14 protein-coding genes are annotated in these 15,866 nt (G+C 40.7%); 6 read left to right on the forward strand and 8 right to left on the reverse strand.

The window, feature by feature from the left end:
* Positions 1-88: 88 nt before the first annotated feature.
* Together FLJC2902T_RS05250 and FLJC2902T_RS05255 are read left to right on the forward strand one after the other, a co-directional pair.
* On the forward strand, positions 89-2,785 hold the full coding sequence (locus FLJC2902T_RS05250; protein WP_035677346.1) for a zinc-dependent metalloprotease: 2,697 nt from the start codon (positions 89-91) through the stop codon (positions 2,783-2,785).
* A gap of 116 nt (positions 2,786-2,901) precedes the next feature.
* The gene (locus FLJC2902T_RS05255; protein WP_023578736.1) at positions 2,902-5,718 is read left to right on the forward strand and encodes a zinc-dependent metalloprotease; all 2,817 of its coding nucleotides are present in this window, start codon (positions 2,902-2,904) and stop codon (positions 5,716-5,718) included.
* Between the two features lie 97 nt (positions 5,719-5,815).
* Here FLJC2902T_RS05255 and FLJC2902T_RS05260 read toward each other — a convergent pair whose 3' ends face one another.
* Genes FLJC2902T_RS05260 through FLJC2902T_RS05270 form a run of 3 tightly spaced genes read right to left on the reverse strand, consistent with a single transcriptional unit; the run spans position 5,816 to position 6,940 of the window.
* Positions 5,816-6,094 carry a TM2 domain-containing protein gene (locus FLJC2902T_RS05260; RefSeq protein ID WP_023578737.1) on the reverse strand — a complete coding sequence of 93 codons (279 nt, stop codon included), beginning with the start codon at positions 6,092-6,094 and terminating at the stop codon, positions 5,816-5,818.
* Positions 6,095-6,138: 44 nt separating this feature from the next.
* Positions 6,139-6,537, reverse strand: a complete 399-nt coding sequence (locus tag FLJC2902T_RS05265) for a VOC family protein (protein WP_023578738.1) — start codon at positions 6,535-6,537, stop codon at positions 6,139-6,141.
* Positions 6,530-6,940, reverse strand: coding sequence for a hypothetical protein (locus FLJC2902T_RS05270; protein ID WP_035677348.1), 411 nt, complete (start codon positions 6,938-6,940; stop codon positions 6,530-6,532). Before FLJC2902T_RS05270 ends, FLJC2902T_RS05265 begins: the two co-directional genes overlap by 8 nt.
* 234 nt (positions 6,941-7,174) lie before the next feature.
* Between FLJC2902T_RS05270 and FLJC2902T_RS05275 the strand changes: the two genes are divergently transcribed.
* The 3 genes from FLJC2902T_RS05275 (at position 7,175) to FLJC2902T_RS05285 (ending at position 10,063) form a co-directional block, all read left to right on the forward strand.
* Positions 7,175-7,813 (forward strand): porin family protein, encoded by a 639-nt coding sequence (locus FLJC2902T_RS05275; protein WP_023578740.1) that lies wholly within the window; start codon positions 7,175-7,177, stop codon positions 7,811-7,813.
* A 152-nt stretch (positions 7,814-7,965) separates the two neighbouring features.
* Entirely contained in the window at positions 7,966-9,531 is a 1,566-nt protein-coding gene (locus FLJC2902T_RS05280; protein ID WP_023578741.1) for a S8 family peptidase, read from the forward strand.
* Between the two features lie 82 nt (positions 9,532-9,613).
* Complete coding sequence (locus FLJC2902T_RS05285; RefSeq protein WP_023572064.1) at positions 9,614-10,063, forward strand: GNAT family N-acetyltransferase; 450 nt, start codon at positions 9,614-9,616, stop codon at positions 10,061-10,063.
* Between the two features lie 77 nt (positions 10,064-10,140).
* Here the strand turns inward: FLJC2902T_RS05285 and FLJC2902T_RS05290 are convergent, their stop codons facing one another.
* The 4 genes from FLJC2902T_RS05290 to FLJC2902T_RS05305 all read right to left on the reverse strand — a co-directional run bounded on the left by FLJC2902T_RS05290 (position 10,141) and on the right by FLJC2902T_RS05305 (position 12,710).
* Complete coding sequence (locus FLJC2902T_RS05290; protein WP_023578742.1) at positions 10,141-10,566, reverse strand: DUF1801 domain-containing protein; 426 nt, start codon at positions 10,564-10,566, stop codon at positions 10,141-10,143.
* A gap of 64 nt (positions 10,567-10,630) precedes the next feature.
* Complete coding sequence (locus FLJC2902T_RS05295) at positions 10,631-11,272, reverse strand: hypothetical protein (RefSeq protein ID WP_035677351.1); 642 nt, start codon at positions 11,270-11,272, stop codon at positions 10,631-10,633.
* Between the two features lie 230 nt (positions 11,273-11,502).
* Positions 11,503-11,961, reverse strand: coding sequence for an SRPBCC family protein (locus tag FLJC2902T_RS05300; protein ID WP_023578744.1), 459 nt, complete (start codon positions 11,959-11,961; stop codon positions 11,503-11,505).
* 380 nt (positions 11,962-12,341) lie between these two features.
* A complete protein-coding gene (locus tag FLJC2902T_RS05305) occupies positions 12,342-12,710 on the reverse strand; it encodes a cupin domain-containing protein (RefSeq protein ID WP_023578745.1) in 369 nt (122 codons plus the stop codon).
* Between the two features lie 495 nt (positions 12,711-13,205).
* Here FLJC2902T_RS05305 and FLJC2902T_RS05310 point away from each other — a divergent pair, with 495 nt between their 5' ends.
* Positions 13,206-14,501 carry a T9SS type A sorting domain-containing protein gene (locus FLJC2902T_RS05310; protein WP_023578746.1) on the forward strand — a complete coding sequence of 432 codons (1,296 nt, stop codon included), beginning with the start codon at positions 13,206-13,208 and terminating at the stop codon, positions 14,499-14,501.
* Positions 14,502-14,609: 108 nt separating this feature from the next.
* On the opposite strand, the gene FLJC2902T_RS05315 is transcribed toward FLJC2902T_RS05310, so the two are convergent.
* Positions 14,610-15,584: a 2-hydroxyacid dehydrogenase gene (locus FLJC2902T_RS05315; RefSeq protein WP_051364259.1), complete on the reverse strand. Its 975-nt coding sequence runs from the start codon at positions 15,582-15,584 to the stop codon at positions 14,610-14,612.
* Between the last annotated feature and the right edge of the window lie 282 nt (positions 15,585-15,866).

Here is a 15,866-nt window from a genome sequence, read left to right on the forward strand (position 1 = left end):
TATGACGCTTTTTTTATTCATATTATTGAAAATACATTTAAATAACAAAATAATTCGTAAATTCGAAAAAAATTAACTTTACTAAAAAATGAAGAAAACTTTACTTTTAACCTTAGCAGCCGCGGCGTTGATGTTCACAGAAGGACATGCACAAACAGACCGCTTTTGGAAGCCTGCCGAAAACGGTAATGTGACCGTATCTAAAACGGCATCCAGAGAGAGCTTCCCAAAAAACTATACGCTGTATAGTCTAGACCTGAACACCCTAAAGCAAACCTTGCTTTCTGCTCCAAACAGAACAGAAAAGGGAAAAAGTGGGGTTATCATTTCCCTTCCCAACACAAATGGTAAAACAGAACGTTTCGAAATGTTTGAAGCCTCCAACTTTGACCCTGAATTACAGGCACAGTTTCCGGAGATCAGAGCGTATGCAGGAGTTGGTATTGACGACAAATATGCTCAGGTACGTTTAAGTATCGACCCGAAAGGAATCCAAACAATGGTTTTCAGAGCTGACAAAAAAAATGAGTTCATGGAGCCATATTCTGCTGACGGAAAAGTATATGCGGTTTTCTCCTCAAGCAGAGAAAAAGGAAAACTCCCTTTCACTTGTTCAACACCCGACCAAATTTTAATTAATGACCTATCCGGAAAAGCCGCTACGTCAAGATCAAGTACAGGAAACTTACTGACATTCCGATTAGCCCTTTCCTGCACGGCTGAATATGCAAACTATTTCGGTGCCTCTAGCGCTGCTCAGGTCGCATTAGTTAACGCTGCTTTCAATGCTACAATGACACGTGTAAACGGAGTATTTGAAAAAGACTTCGCGATTCGCATGAATATCATTGCAGCAAACAACAATGTTATTTTTTACAATCCTGCCACAGATCCATACTCCCCATCTGCAAGTATGAACAACTGGAACGCTGAATTACAGAGCACCCTAACAACTATAATCGGTGAAGCCAACTACGACGTAGGACACTTATTCGGTGCAGACGGTGGCGGCGGTAGTGCCGGGTGTATCGGGTGTGTTTGTACAGACGGAATCAAAGGACGCGGAATAACCTCCCCAGCTGATGCAGTTCCCGCAGGTGACACATTTGACATTGACTACGTAGCACACGAATTGGGCCACCAATTTGGAGCAAACCACACCTTCTCACATGGATCAGAACCGTACAACGTTAATGTCGAACCGGGATCAGGATCAACAATTATGGGTTATGCCGGAATAACATCATACAATGTACAAATGAATTCTGATGACTACTTCCATGCTGCAAGTATTGCTCAGGTTCAGGCGAATATGGTAGGAAAAACATGTCCCACATCAACAGCCATAACACACGGAACTCCCACAGTAAATGCCGGAGCAGATTATACAATTCCAATCAGCACTCCATTTATGCTTACCGGTTCGGCCACAGATCCAAACGGAAACCCATTAGTTTATACATGGGAACAAATGGATTCAGCCACAACCCAAACAGGTGCAAACAGCGTTGCTTCTCCAACAAAAACAGGCGGCCCTAACTGGAGATCTTTTGAACCAACCACATCTCCAACAAGAATTTTCCCTGTAATGAGTGCAGTTCTAAATGGCCAAACAACATCTACCGGACCCGGAGGAATTGTAGTTGAGGCATTAAGCTCGGTAGCAAGAACCCTAAACTTCCGATTGACCGCAAGAGACAATATTGCAGGAGGAGGTCAAACAAATTTTGACAACGTACTGGTAACTGTTGACGCTGCAAAAGGCCCTCTTACAGTGACATCTCAGGCAACGTCCGGGATTTCATGGACCCAAGGCTCAACGCAAACCGTTACCTGGACTGTTAACAACACCAACACAAGTCCCGGCGGAGCAAATGTGGATATTTTATTATCTACGGATGGCGGCCAGACATTCCCGACAGTTTTACTGGCGAACACCCTTAACGACGGAACGCAAACCATTACGGTGCCAAACATTGCCGCACAACAATGTAGAATTATGGTAAAAGCATCGGGTAATGTTTTCTTCAATGTGAATGCTGCTTATTTCGCAATCGGATATACTATCACTACCACATGTAACACGTACTCCAATACTACTCCACTTGTAATTCCTGATGCAACAGCAGGTGGCCCCGGCGCAGTAGTAAATAACACAATCAGTGTACCTGTTATTACTGGAACCATATACGATGTAGATGTTAATCTTAATGTAAACCATTCTTGGCCTTCAGACTTAGTAATCGCTCTTAATCATCCCGACAATACTCAAGTGACTTTATGGGGAAGAGCTTGTGCCGGAAATGACAATTTCAACATAACACTGAGCGACGGCTCCCCTGCTTTCACTTGTGTAGCCAATATGACAGGAACTTTTGCCCCGTCTTCTCCTTTATCAGCGTTTAACAATAAGCCGAGAAATGGAACATGGACACTATTGGCCAGTGATTTTGCCCTTCAGGATACGGGACAGATCAACTCATGGTCAATCAATGTATGTACACAAACATTCACGTTAGCAACTGAAAGTTTCGGTTTACAGGATTTCACGTTATACCCGAATCCGAACAATGGAAACTTTAATGTTCAATTTTCTTCCGACACACAAAACAACGTTAAAATTGGAGTTCATGACATGAGAGGCCGATTGGTTTTTGAAAAAGAATATCAAAACGCGGGCATATTCAATCAAAACATCCAACTTACCAACGTACAATCCGGCGTTTACATAGTAACCGTTCAGGATGGAGACAGAAAAGAAGTTAAGAAAATTTCTATAAAATAAATTAGCAATACAGCAAAAAAAGGTGTCAATTTTTGACACCTTTTTTTATTTAATTCATTGAAATTTGGAATTTTACAAAAAATCTCTAATTTTGACACAAACTTAACATTACTAAAATGAAAAAAAATCTACTCCTGGCCATTGCTGCATTTGCACTATCTACCGGATATGCTCAAAATGACAAGTTTTGGTCTGCCTTCAAAGGTGAAAGCAGCAAGCTTGCTACCGACAAAGCAGTAGCGCGAGTTTCTTTCCCAAAACAGTTTGATTTGTTTGAACTGAATCTGAATCACATCAAACAAACATTACTGGCTGCGCAAAACGCATCACCTAACCAAAAAGTAATCATAACGATACCAAACGCCGATGGTGCTTTGGAGGAATTTGAGATGTACGAGGCTTCAAACTTCGAGGCTGATTTACAGGCACAGTTCCCGGAAATCAGAGCCTATTCAGGAAAAGGGATTACGGACAAATACGCTACGTTAAAATTAAGTATTTCTCCTCAAGGAATACAGACTATGGTATTCAGAGCTGACAAACCAAATGAATTCATTGAGCCGTATTCTCAGGACCATAAAATATATGCAGTTTTCAAATCTCAAAGAGAAAAAGGAAAACTACCTTGGACTTGTTCTACAGCGGATGCTGAGATGTTCGACGGAATTTCTCCAAAAGCCAAAAATTTTGCCGGAAAATTCAGTGACGGGAAACTACGTACAATGAGATTAGCGCAATCGGTAACGGCTGAATATTCCAATTATTTCGGAGCCAGCAGTGCGGCTCAGGTAAATTTGGTTTTGGCTGCTATCAACAATACTTTAACACGCTGTAACGGCGTTTATGAGAAAGATTTAGGCTTACACTTAAACCTGATTGCACAATCCACAAACGTAATTTTTTACAACCCATTAACTGACCCGTATTCTGCTGCTGCTACCGGATCTCAAGGAGCATGGAATACCGAATTACAAAACACTTTAAGTACACGTCTTACAGGTACAGGAACGACTTTACTGGCAAACAATAACGCTTATGACATCGGTCACTTATTTGGAGCATCAGGCGGAGGCGGAAATGCAGGTTGTATCGGATGTGTATGCGTGAACGACACTGCATCCTCTGCAGACAAAAACAAAGGGAGTGGGTACACTTCTCCTGGAGACGGAATCCCTCAGGGAGACAATTTCGACATTGACTATGTAGTTCACGAAGTTGGACATCAGTTAGGAGCAAACCACACTTTCTCTCACGGGAATGAAGGTACAGGAGTAAATATGGAAGTAGGCTCCGGAATAACCATCATGGGGTATGCGGGTATCACCAACCAGAATGTTGCTGCTCACTCCATAGATGTATACCATGCGGCATCCATAGCTCAGATTCAAGCGAATTTAACCGGAAAAACATGTCCTGTAATATCTACAATCAACAATGCTACTCCGGTAGCTAACGCCGGTGCAGCAAGCTACACTATCCCAAAAAGCACCCCTTTCAAACTAACAGGATCGGCTACTGATGCAAACGCAGGAGACGCCCTTACTTATATGTGGGAACAATACGATAATGATTCTGCTGCACAAACCTTAGCGAACAGTGCGGCTTCCGCAACCAAAACTATCGGCCCTAACTTTAGGGATTACACCCATTCTAGTTCTCCGGTACGTTATTTCCCTACAATGAACTCTATTCTGAACGGATCAACCACAACTCAAGGTGATGCTATTCTTGTTGAAGCATTAAGCTCAGTTGCAAGAACATTAAACTTCCGACTGACAGTTAGAGACAACGTTGCTTACAGCGGTACGGCACCAATAAAAGTTGCACAAACCAATTTTGCCAATACTGCTGTTATTATTGATGACACAAGAGGTCCTCTTACCGTTACTTCACAAAATACAGACGGTATCGTTTGGGCACCTGCTTCGACACAAACTATTACCTGGGATGTGAACAACACCAATGGAAGTGCAGGTGGAACTAACGTAGATATTTTATTATCTACCGATAATGGCGCTACTTTCTCAACAGTACTTTTAGCGAACACTCCAAATGACGGAACTCAATCAATAACTGTCCCTGCTGTTAGTTCTGCTAATTGTAGAGTAATGGTAAAAGCCTCCGGAAACATTTTCTTTAATGTTAACACAAAAAACATTGCCGTTGGTAACTATACTTATGTAACACAAAACCAATGTTCTGATTACACTTTTAACTTAAACGCTGCCATAACAGAGAGCGCAGACAATTCGTATCCAGGTATTTCATTAACTGTTGCTGATTCTTTCACCATTACAGACGCTAATTTTTATGCCAATGTAACACATCCGAATATTGGTCAGTTCAACCTATTACTTATGGCTCCTTGGCAAACGGCTCTGAATACTGCCTTGTGGTATAACAACCCTACTTGTACCGGTGCAAATTTGAATAAATGGTTTGACACTTCAGGTGCTGCCCTAAACTGTGCAACAACGACAGACAGTAATTTCGCAAGTGCATTCTTGCCTTTCTCAACTACCAACATAAATGGCTTTAACGGTAACAATAGTGCAGGTACTTGGAAAATTTATTTCAAGGATAACGTTGTAGATTCAAATATTGCCACTGCAAGATTTAACACATTTACAATTCAGTTATGTAAAACTGTATCAGTACCGGTACTTTCTACTGAAAACTTCGGCTTAGAGAATTTCTCAATCTATCCTAACCCGAACAACGGTAATTTCAACGTTCAGTTTACATCAAATTCATCTAATGAAATTAAAATTGGTGTTCACGACTTGAGAGGCCGTTTAGTATTCGAAAACGAATATCAAAACACCGGAACATTCAATCAGAATCTACAGTTGAACAAAGTTCAAACTGGGATTTACATCGTAACAGTTCAAGACGGTGAGCGTAAAGAAACTAAGAAAATCGTTATCGAGTAATTAGTTTACAGCACATAAAAAGCAAAAGCGCCTTTAGGGGCGCTTTTCTTTTACAATAAGGTCACAATCCAAACATTGCGACAGTATCAGCAAAATATTAAAACCAAGGTCTCTTATTCATCTGATAGGTTTCATAAAATTCCTGATCTGTCTTTGTCAAATACACTATCCCTTCAATAAAGCCAACCAAACTCCCCACTCCGCAGGTTATAATGGTGATGACAATCTGAAGGATGCCTTCCTGGACATATCCCAAAATGAATTTATGAACACCTAATCCTCCAAATAAAATACCCATGACCCCTGCAATCACTTTTTTATTCTCTTGTTGCGGCTGGGGCTGATTCCAGTCCTCTCTTGGTTTAGTAACCTCCATATTTTTAGTTTTTGATTAATTACTGCTTTTCAAATTATACTTCACTACAGGAACGCCTTATCGACAGGCTCCCAAAGTTCAATCTTATTACCTTCCGGATCGAGAATCCACCCGAATTTTCCATACTCATACGACTCCATTTCACCCACAACAGTTACACCCTCTTCCTTTAAGACTTCCAGAAGCGCTTCCAAATTGTCTACCCGGAAATTCATCATGAATTGTTTCTGACTCGGTTCAAAGTACTTGGTTTCTGCCGGAAAAGGCGACCATTGCGTGGAGCAATCGTTCCCTGCCTTATCTTTCCACCAAAACGTCCAGCCGTACTGATCCACCGGAATGCCCAAATGATTTTTATACCAGTCTTTGGTCGCGTTAGGATCATCGCATTTGAAGAAAAAACCACCCAGTCCGGTCACTCTCTTGATATCCTTATTACTCATGATTATTGATATTGTTGATTTTAAAGAAAACAGTCGTCGCCAATAGCAGCAAAACGCCTTCAACTGTGAAGAAAAATAAATGATTAAACAATTCGTTGGCGACGTAACTGCATCCCATTCCGAAAAGAATCAATCCTAAAGACAATAACAAACCCTGAAGTCGTGCCGATGGATTCCCGTTTTTAATGGGCTTCGCCAAAAAAAACATCCAGATGCCGGACAACAACATCATAATGGACGAATACAACCAGATCATCTGCATGCCCTGGGCGGCGGGTTCCCTTATTTCGCCTTTGGCAATATGTTCCAATACAGCAGGAAAACCCAAAAAGGCGTGGGGAATAAACTGCAGGCAGGTGATTGCCGCCACAAAAAGGGTCAGGTAAAACGCAATTTTATTCATCTTCGTTGTTTTGGTTGATAAATATATTAAAATATTTGTTGGTTTTACAACCGAATTCTTACAGTATGATTTTTTTTCTATATTCGCAATGCGAGATAAAACAGCAAATCGGAACTTGTGTTCCAAACGGAGCGTATTCGGTCAACAGAGAATATTTACCGATTTACAGCACCTGACAAATAAACTTAAATAAAACAACCAACGTTATACTAAACTTACCAATAAAAAAACCCCATGAAAAAAAACCTGTTAACACTCACTTTACTATTATGTTCCTTTGCCCTTTTTGCGCAATCAACCACAACCACTTCCGAAAATCCAACAAACAAATTCGAGGTACTTGTCATAGCGAAATTAGGATCCGGAATAATTCAGGAAACGGGGAGCGCACCAACCAACGGAAACATTAATGGTGGCGATTTTTTACTATCGATGAAATTGGGTAAGGCTTTTAACCTCGCAACGGGTTTGGGGTATTACGAATTTTACGGAAACAGAACCCTGGACGGAAACACCGCCAGCATAAAAAACGCCTATTTACGTTTTCCTCTAATTGCACATGGCAACGTAAGCATTTATAAAAACAAACCGGAAAACCAGCGCATCTTTTTAACCGCCGGCTTAGGATTTTACGGAAACCACCAGTTTAAACAGGAAACAGAAACGATTGCAGGTAACTACAGTGATTCCAATCTGGGATGGAATTTAGGCTTTTCAACACAGCTCGGCGTTAAATTTGAAGTTACCGATGTTTTAAATCTGGGCATCGGATACGAAGTGCAGAGTGACCTGACAGATATGAAAAAAGACGGTGTCGACCGAAAAATGGCCAGTATGAACACCCTCAATTTTACTTTGGGATTTAAGTTGTAAAAACCATTCTTATCGACTATTTTAAGCAAGAGGGCCTTAAGGGAAAGCCCAGGGCCCTTTTTGTATATTTGATTTCACGCACACAAAACACATATAATTCAGCCACTTTAAGTTAGAGTACTACCAAAAACATAAATACCAAAAACTACCCTATGAAAATAATCATCTCCTCTATTGCCTTACTGACCGTTTCACTCAATACTGCCTATGCCCAGGAAACCTCAGCTAACGCTTTTAAGTCTTCTGACCTGAACTGGCATAACACTGATCTGAAAGACAACCAGATCATGGGCACCAGTGTCGATAAAACTTATAAAGAATTACTTGGCAGCAAAAAAGTAAAGAAAACAATTATAGTGGCCATCATAGACAGCGGGGTTGACATTAACCATGAAGACCTGAAAGGAAAAATATGGCTCAACGAGGATGAAATCCCAAACAATAATATCGATGATGACCGCAATGGATACGTAGACGATTTGTATGGATGGAACTTCATCGGCAATAACAAAGGAGAGAACATCAATTATGAGAATCTTGAATACACCCGGGTATATAAATCCGGAGCCGATGCCAAAGATTATAAGGCAGCTAAAAAACTATATGAAGCAGAATTAGACAAGAAAACCAAAGAAAAAGAAAATCTGATGCGGTTTTCCGAAAAATACACCAATGCCAAAACTTTTGTAAAGGAAAAGACTGGCATAGAAGTAACAAAGTTGGATGACCTCACCACTATCACTCCTACTGACAATGCTTTATCAGAAGCGCTTGCTTTTTTAAAAAGAATCTATGGCAACGGTTTTTCCGAGCAATCATTAACCCGCTCCAAAAAAAGGAATGCCGAATTTTTAGACAGCTATCTGAATGTTAATTTTAATCCGCGAGCCCTTACCGGCGATAATCCGAATGACATCAACGACAACCATTATGGCAATCCTGATGTTATTGGTCCAAGGGCCAGCCACGGTACCGCGCTGGCAGGTATAATAGCCGGAACAAGAGATAACGGGATAGGTATAGACGGCATCTCCACCAACGTCAAACTGATGATCTTAAGAACCACTCCCAACGGAGATGAAAGAGATAAAGACGTGGCACTGGCCATCAGATATGCCGTTGAAAATGGGGCCGACATCATTAACATGAGTTTTGGAAAGGCCTTTTCTCCTCAAAAGAATTTCGTCGATGATGCCATAAAGCTGGCTGAGAAAAAAAATGTCTTACTGATACACGCCGCAGGGAATGATGGCGAAAACATTGATGAATTTGTACATTATCCAAGTGATTGTTATAATGACACATCAGAGGCCACTAATTTCATCAATGTGGGTGCCACCGGAAAAACGGTAGACAATTCCCTAGTTTGTATCTTTTCAAACTATGGACAAAAGCATGTTGACATTTTTGCTCCCGGGGAAGATATCGTGACCACAGATGTAAAGAACACCTACAGCATGCACAGCGGAACCAGCGAAGCGGCTCCCGTGGTAAGTGGCATTGCTGCGCTTATATTGTCATACTATCCCGAATTGACACCACAACAACTGATTAGCATATTGCTTGATTCTTCCACCAATCTGAAAAATCAAAAGGTTCTTATACCGGAATTAAAAAAAGACAACAGGGAACAGGTGACTTTCGGCAAACTATCTAAAAGTGGCGGCATCGTTAATGCCTTTGAAGCCATGAAATTGGCGGAAAGCAGAAAGCGCTAAACAATGGAATCCTTCCTTGAAAAACCGCTACCACTAATAACAACAACATGCATTGCCACCACTTTTTAAACCACTACCAAACATGACATTCCGCGAAGCAACAATTGAAGACATCAAACAGATTCAGGTCGTAAGAAATTCGGTAAAAGAAAATACCTTATCCAATCCCGCTTTGGTTACGGATTCCGATTGCGAGGAATTCCTAACCCAACGCGGCAAAGGCTGGGTTTGCGAGGTTAACAATCAGATTGTTGGATTTGCGATTGCCGACCTTAAAGAAAACAATATCTGGGCGCTGTTCTTACAACCCGAATTCGAGGGCAAAGGCATCGGCACAAAACTTCAGCAAATCATGTTGGACTGGTATTTCTCCACCGGAAAAGAAAGTGTTTGGCTCGGCACCGCTCCCGGAACCAGAGCTGAAGCATTCTACCGAAAATCGGGGTGGACACAAAACGGCATGCATGGCGGTAACGAAGTGAAATTTGAAATGTCGAAAGAGCAATGGAAAAAGAACCGATTAAGTTATTAGCGGCCGGTTTTGTCTGTCCGATGCAATTTCACATTGATAACCAATTGCATTTAAAAGTTAAAGTATTTCGATAGCTTTCAGGACCGCGCCTCAAACCCATATCGTATTGCCGCTTCAAGTATTTCTAGGTTTATATCTTTCAGCGTTTTGAACTTAATGCAATACCCTGTTACGCTCGCCTTGCCGATTTTTTCTCCATACGCTTTGGACAAGCAGGTCTTATCATCAATCCCAAGGATATAGACAGAGATTCCGGTTTTGTTTGCACTGATACCAATCTGATAAAATTCTCTGGTTGTACCATCTGCATAGTGTATGGTGTGAAGTCCATATCCTATATTAGGGTTGGAAACCGTTTTACCTTTATCGTCTTTACCATCCAAAAACCATAATTTACATCCTGGTTTTACTTCTAAAATGAGGCAGTGCAGCGCTTGCATGTCGCTGCGTTTTGGTTCGGGCTGACTGGTAATATACGTTTCGATTTGTTCTTCTACGTTCATATAAAATCACCTTTAAATTTTGCCTTAAATTCCCGCTTGCTCAAAACCGACTTTAGCAGTAGTTCTAATTTGGTAATGATAATTCTAAACTTGCTTCTTCAAAAGATTTTAATATGTATTTTACTAATCCGTTTTCAGAAATCGCAGATGTGACCAATCCTGGTTTGACATAATTTAGTTCAGTGATGAACTCCGTAGGATGTAAACAAGTAAAACGAAACAGAGGAAATAAATTAAGATCTGAATTTAAAATCTTTAATTCAAAATTTTCATATGGTTTGGTTTTGGATTTGTTTTTATAAAAAGTCAATTTGACAGTTTCAATATCATTTTCTGCTGAAACTTTTTCAAAATTAAAATGCACATTTTTTGCCTGTGACGGATGAGGAAAATAACTACTATAAGAAATAGTATTTGAGTGTACAAATTTAAATTCGCCACTTTTATTATTAGATTTTTCCTCTATTACATTGAACTCATATTTTTCTTTAGATTTTAAATCATAAACATGAGCAGTTTGACTTCCATCATGATTATTTAAGATTTGCATTATGTAATTGCTATTTGTAGATATTCCATAAATACTTCTCTCAGAATTGGATCCATTTCGTGAAATAGAATATTTAACCATTACATCGAACTTCAAATTTTGCCCAAATAATGCAGTTAATCCGAATAATAGAATTATTGTAATAGTATTTTTCATTTCGTCATGTTTAAAATTACTGCTAACGCAGCTCCGCAAAGTCGGGAGACTTTGCGGACTCATCAAGTATAAATTCATAAACCTACCCAAAAAGCTGCAACAATTTACCGTCACAACTTTTAGCTCAAAGTCGGGAGACTTTGCGCAGCGGGGTATGCGGGCGCTGTTATAGGCTGTGTTTACTTCTTTGTGTTTTTAAGATATTCCTGTCCCGATAGCTATCGGGATTGTTATTTTTCACAAAGTTCTTTCAGCTTATCGAGCGCTTTTGGGTAGTTCTCGTTCATATAATCTAAAAAATCTTCAGCGGTGTCTAAGTCAACAATAACGGTTGTAGTGCCGTTGTTTTCTTCGAAGGTGTAGTTTTCAAATCCGTTTGCCCATTTTTCTACTTCCGGTCCTTCGGTAATTTCCTTATTCGCTTTTAAAAGACCATAATGTTGAATCGAAACAAATTGGTTGGGAATGATTTCAGCGATCCTGGAAACCATACCTCCCTTTTCTCCATTCTCATCTACTCCGACAAATAGCATTTTACTTCCCTTATCCCAACTTCCTTCATAGGTCGATGTCGGGTTAAACAAAGAAGTCCATTGCTCATACGTTGATTTACTGCTGATGCCAAGCATAAAATCATAAATCTTGGTCACAGGTGCATTGATGCTTACTTTGAATTGTAACTTTTTCATACTAATACTATTTGTTTAATTAATCTTTCGAGTTGTTATTTTCCCCGATGCTAGTGCAAGCGGGGGACTTTTGTCCCTTCTGTTTGTTTATTAGTAAAGCTAAATATACAAAAAGAAGTTAGAGTTTTAGCAGCTCTGCAAAGTCTCCCGACTTTACGGACTCATCAAGTAAAAATCACAAACCTATTCAACCAAAAAGCTACCACATGTTACCGTCACAGCTTGTATTTAAAGTATAGCTCAAAGTTGAGAGACTTTGCGCAGCGGAGGGATGTGTGAGGTAAGCAACACGCTTTATGCTTGTAATAAAAACCCCTAAAGCAGTAAAATTCCTTAGGGGTTTAATTGTAATAAGTACTTTTCAATTTTGTATACCATCTCTATTTAATTTCGGACACAATTGCGGTAAAGGGCTTCTTTCCTATGTTTGTGGTTTTATGGGTTACTGCCGGTGAATATCCCGCCTGACCGGGTTTCATTTCAACAACGGTGTCTTCTTTACCCTTTACTTCTACCTTCATTTTCACATTGGTTACTGCATAAACCGTATACTGCGGGTGTTCGTGCCAGTCCGCAACGGCTCCGGGAGCAAAAGTCACTTCCGATACGTTAACTTTATCGTTATCTACTAAAACTTTCTTAGTTACGCCAGGCCATGGTTCACTCTTATCCTGAGCATTTACGGTCTGCACGTTTACGAATGCCACAAGCGTAACTACTAATAGCATCATCAAAATTGATTTTTTCATAGTATTCTAATTTTAATTTCGCCTACTCTATTTGGTTTTCGGCTTTCCCTCATTTTCTCTCAAGGCTAATTACCTGTAATTGCGGTATTTTTAAAATACTTCCATGCCATAGGATGACACATAAAGTCCAGTAAGTTTTTTGGAGAGGGGGGAGAATTAACGAAGTGGTATTCAAATTTCCATTTGTAAAATCGACATTAAAGTTACAAAAAAACTACCGAATTAATGACCAGGAAAGCCAAAAGCGATGGGGAGTAAACTTCAGCATCCCTCTCACAAACCAACTATGATCAAAAAAAGCCATAAATGCTATAATATGGTAAATAATTAACTATATTTGGGACAAATGAAAAAAATAAAACAGTTTTTATGTTAATTTTTTTACGTATAAACAATAATTAAATATGCCTATTCAGAACAGAATTTCATAAAAAAGCAACCCTTTCAGGCTTTAAACAATCATAGCTAATTATAAAAAACCAAAACCTACCAACTATGAAACTAAAACTACCCCTTCTCTTTTCTTTGTTTCTGCTGGCACAAAACGGAAAGTCACAGACGCACCCCATAGAAATCCACCCCAACAACCGCGTCGCATCACTTCAGATGACACCCACCGAATACAACAACTGGAAAGTGAACGATCAGTTTAATAATACTGCAATCCGTCAGGCCCTTTTCCAGGATATCTACGTCAAATTCCAGGATCATTTCGATTTCATTTTTTTAATTCTGAATGAAGATACCAGACCTTCTAACCTGCCCTCGGGCCAGTTAATGAAAGTTTCCAATAATATATCGGGTATCGGAATGTCAAATTTCAATGACTGCAGCAGTTATGGGTCGGCCGGAAAACTGAAAGCCGTGCTGCATTTGGCCCGAAGAGACTATTTGAGAGCAGGGCCTTCCCTACACGAATTAATGCACAATTGGGGAAATTTCGTCCTGCAAACCGAATCCGTCCCAGGTTACGGAACCGGTTTAACTTCCTTCGCCTACCTACCGCATTGGGGGTTTACCGGAGGAAGCACAAAGGGGCAACTGGGCGGTTTTCAGCAAAGCACCCTCGTTAACAACGGTGGCGGTTCCTATACTGTAGGCACTTTCGGACCGAACGCCAATGGCGGAAATTCCGTTCCGTACAGCCAATTCGAATTGTATTTGATGGGAATGATTCCGCTTTCAGGTGTCAGTAACTTTGATGTGTTCAAAGGGATTACTGCACTGAGTACCAATAGCACTACGGATACATTCACGGCCACTACCAGAATTACCTATACACCGGCTTCTTTACAAACGTTAATGGGAACCAGAAGTCCTTCTTCAGCGACGTCACAAAAGAACTTCAAATTACTGGTGATTTGTTTAACCGACACCCCACTTACCACCTCTCAATGGAGTTTGTTGGATGATTATTCTGAAAAGTTCGGCCGAACAGCCTCTGATGGTTCATCGTCCTATAATTTTTGGGAGGCCACAAATGGTTTAGGCACCATGGAAACCGGTAACCTGCAAAACAGTCTTGGTGTTGATGAGAATCTTTTTACCGAAGACATTCTGGTATATCCAATTCCTTCGAAAAACTACGTAACGGTTGAAATCAAAAACAATATCGCCATAGCCGAATTGTCGGTTTACAATCTGCTCGGACAAAAACTGGAAAATATTACAGTACGACAAAACGACAACAAGATCGAAATCAATATGAATGACTGTCCGAAAGGGATCTATCATCTGTCTGTCAAAAAAGACGACGGGCAGTTATTCACAAAGAAAATCATTCTTGAATAAAAGCATCTGCGGCTAGAATGCTTATAATTTTTGCCACAGATTTTAGGATAAGCACGGATTTTACCCTGTGTAAATCCTAAAATCTGTGGCTTACAATTATAATAAAATCTACCGATACAATTGTACAATCTTATCCACGATAGTCTGTGCCAGTTTGATTTTGCTTTCCACTGTCCATCCGGCGATGTGTGGGGTAAGCAGAACATTCTCGGCTTGCAGTAAATACTCGAAAGCAGGGGGTTTTTCGTCTTCAAACAAATGTTCGAACGAGAGTTTTTCGTATTCCAGCACATCCAGTCCGGCGCCCAGGATTTTTTCGGATTGCAGGGCGGCCACCAAATCGGCGCTCACTACGCTGTTGCCTCGGGCGGTGTTGATGAACCAGAACGGTTTGACAAAGGCATTGATAAAATCGGTATTGATCATTTTATCGGTTCCGGGCGTCCAGGGCGTGTGCAGGCTCACCACATCGACTTTCTGCTGAAATTCAGCCAAACTCACCTGACGCGCATTTTCATCGCTTACATCCTCTAAAATATCGTAACACAACACCTCCACATCAAAGCCGCGGAGTTTTTTGGCAAACGATTTTCCCATGTTCCCGTACCCGATGATACCCACGGTTTTGCCGTCGAGTTCGTGCCCGCGGTTGCTTTCGCGGTTCCAATGCCCGGTGCGTACTTCCCTGTCGGCCTTATTCAGGTTATTGAAAAGCGACAACAGCATTCCGAGTGCGTGTTCCCCCACCGCATTGCGATTGCCTTCGGGCGCGGCGATTAAGGCAACACCTAAGCTTTCGGCATACTCGCAGTCGATGCTTTCCAGCCCGGCGCCCACCCTAGCGATAAATTGCAGGTTGGTGGCTTTGTCAAGAAAGTTGCTGTCGATTTTAAAACGGCTGCGGATAACAATGCCGTGGTACTCATGGATCTTAGCTTCGATGTCCTGTCTGGAAGATTTAAAATCTTCGAAATTCTGAAAACCGGCTTGTTGTAATTGCTCCCACAACAACGGATGGTTACTGTCGATATGAAGGATTTTGGTTTCGGTAACGGGTTGCAGGGTGCGTTGTGCGGTGGCCATAGCGTTGAAATAAAAAATAAAGATAGGGATTTCGGTGACATCAAAAAAATCGGCTTGACAACAACCGGTCACCAGAAACTTTTTCATTAGCTTTAAAAGCACTTAAAACCATACACTACTGTAGATTTCGTTTTCAGTTTCTAAAAATAGTTTAGCCACAAATTACACAGATTTTCACAGATCAATCCGTGCTGACTGATACAATTTATCGCAAAAAACAAAAACATACTAATTGTTTGGATATTTTATTTAAGGTTATGCATTTCACGCAGATTGTTCGGA

Origin of the sequence: Flavobacterium limnosediminis JC2902 (genome assembly GCF_000498535.1) — a bacterium.
Classification (GTDB): Bacteria; Bacteroidota; Bacteroidia; order Flavobacteriales; family Flavobacteriaceae; genus Flavobacterium; species Flavobacterium limnosediminis.

Excerpts from the sequence above, each read along its gene's own strand:
- FLJC2902T_RS05250 (WP_035677346.1), top strand. The coding sequence starts at position 89 with ATGAAGAAAACTTTACTTTTAACCTTAGCAGCCGCGGCGTTGATGTTC.
- FLJC2902T_RS05255 (WP_023578736.1), top strand. The coding sequence starts at position 2,902 with ATGAAAAAAAATCTACTCCTGGCCATTGCTGCATTTGCACTATCTACC.
- FLJC2902T_RS05260 (WP_023578737.1), bottom strand. The coding sequence starts at position 6,094 with ATGGAGGTTACTAAACCAAGAGAGGACTGGAATCAGCCCCAGCCGCAA.
- FLJC2902T_RS05265 (WP_023578738.1), bottom strand. The coding sequence starts at position 6,537 with ATGAGTAATAAGGATATCAAGAGAGTGACCGGACTGGGTGGTTTTTTC.
- FLJC2902T_RS05270 (WP_035677348.1), bottom strand. The coding sequence starts at position 6,940 with ATGAATAAAATTGCGTTTTACCTGACCCTTTTTGTGGCGGCAATCACC.
- FLJC2902T_RS05275 (WP_023578740.1), top strand. The coding sequence starts at position 7,175 with ATGAAAAAAAACCTGTTAACACTCACTTTACTATTATGTTCCTTTGCC.
- FLJC2902T_RS05280 (WP_023578741.1), top strand. The coding sequence starts at position 7,966 with ATGAAAATAATCATCTCCTCTATTGCCTTACTGACCGTTTCACTCAAT.
- FLJC2902T_RS05285 (WP_023572064.1), top strand. The coding sequence starts at position 9,614 with ATGACATTCCGCGAAGCAACAATTGAAGACATCAAACAGATTCAGGTC.
- FLJC2902T_RS05290 (WP_023578742.1), bottom strand. The coding sequence starts at position 10,566 with ATGAACGTAGAAGAACAAATCGAAACGTATATTACCAGTCAGCCCGAA.
- FLJC2902T_RS05295 (WP_035677351.1), bottom strand. The coding sequence starts at position 11,272 with ATGAAAAATACTATTACAATAATTCTATTATTCGGATTAACTGCATTA.
- FLJC2902T_RS05300 (WP_023578744.1), bottom strand. The coding sequence starts at position 11,961 with ATGAAAAAGTTACAATTCAAAGTAAGCATCAATGCACCTGTGACCAAG.
- FLJC2902T_RS05305 (WP_023578745.1), bottom strand. The coding sequence starts at position 12,710 with ATGAAAAAATCAATTTTGATGATGCTATTAGTAGTTACGCTTGTGGCA.
- FLJC2902T_RS05310 (WP_023578746.1), top strand. The coding sequence starts at position 13,206 with ATGAAACTAAAACTACCCCTTCTCTTTTCTTTGTTTCTGCTGGCACAA.
- FLJC2902T_RS05315 (WP_051364259.1), bottom strand. The coding sequence starts at position 15,584 with ATGGCCACCGCACAACGCACCCTGCAACCCGTTACCGAAACCAAAATC.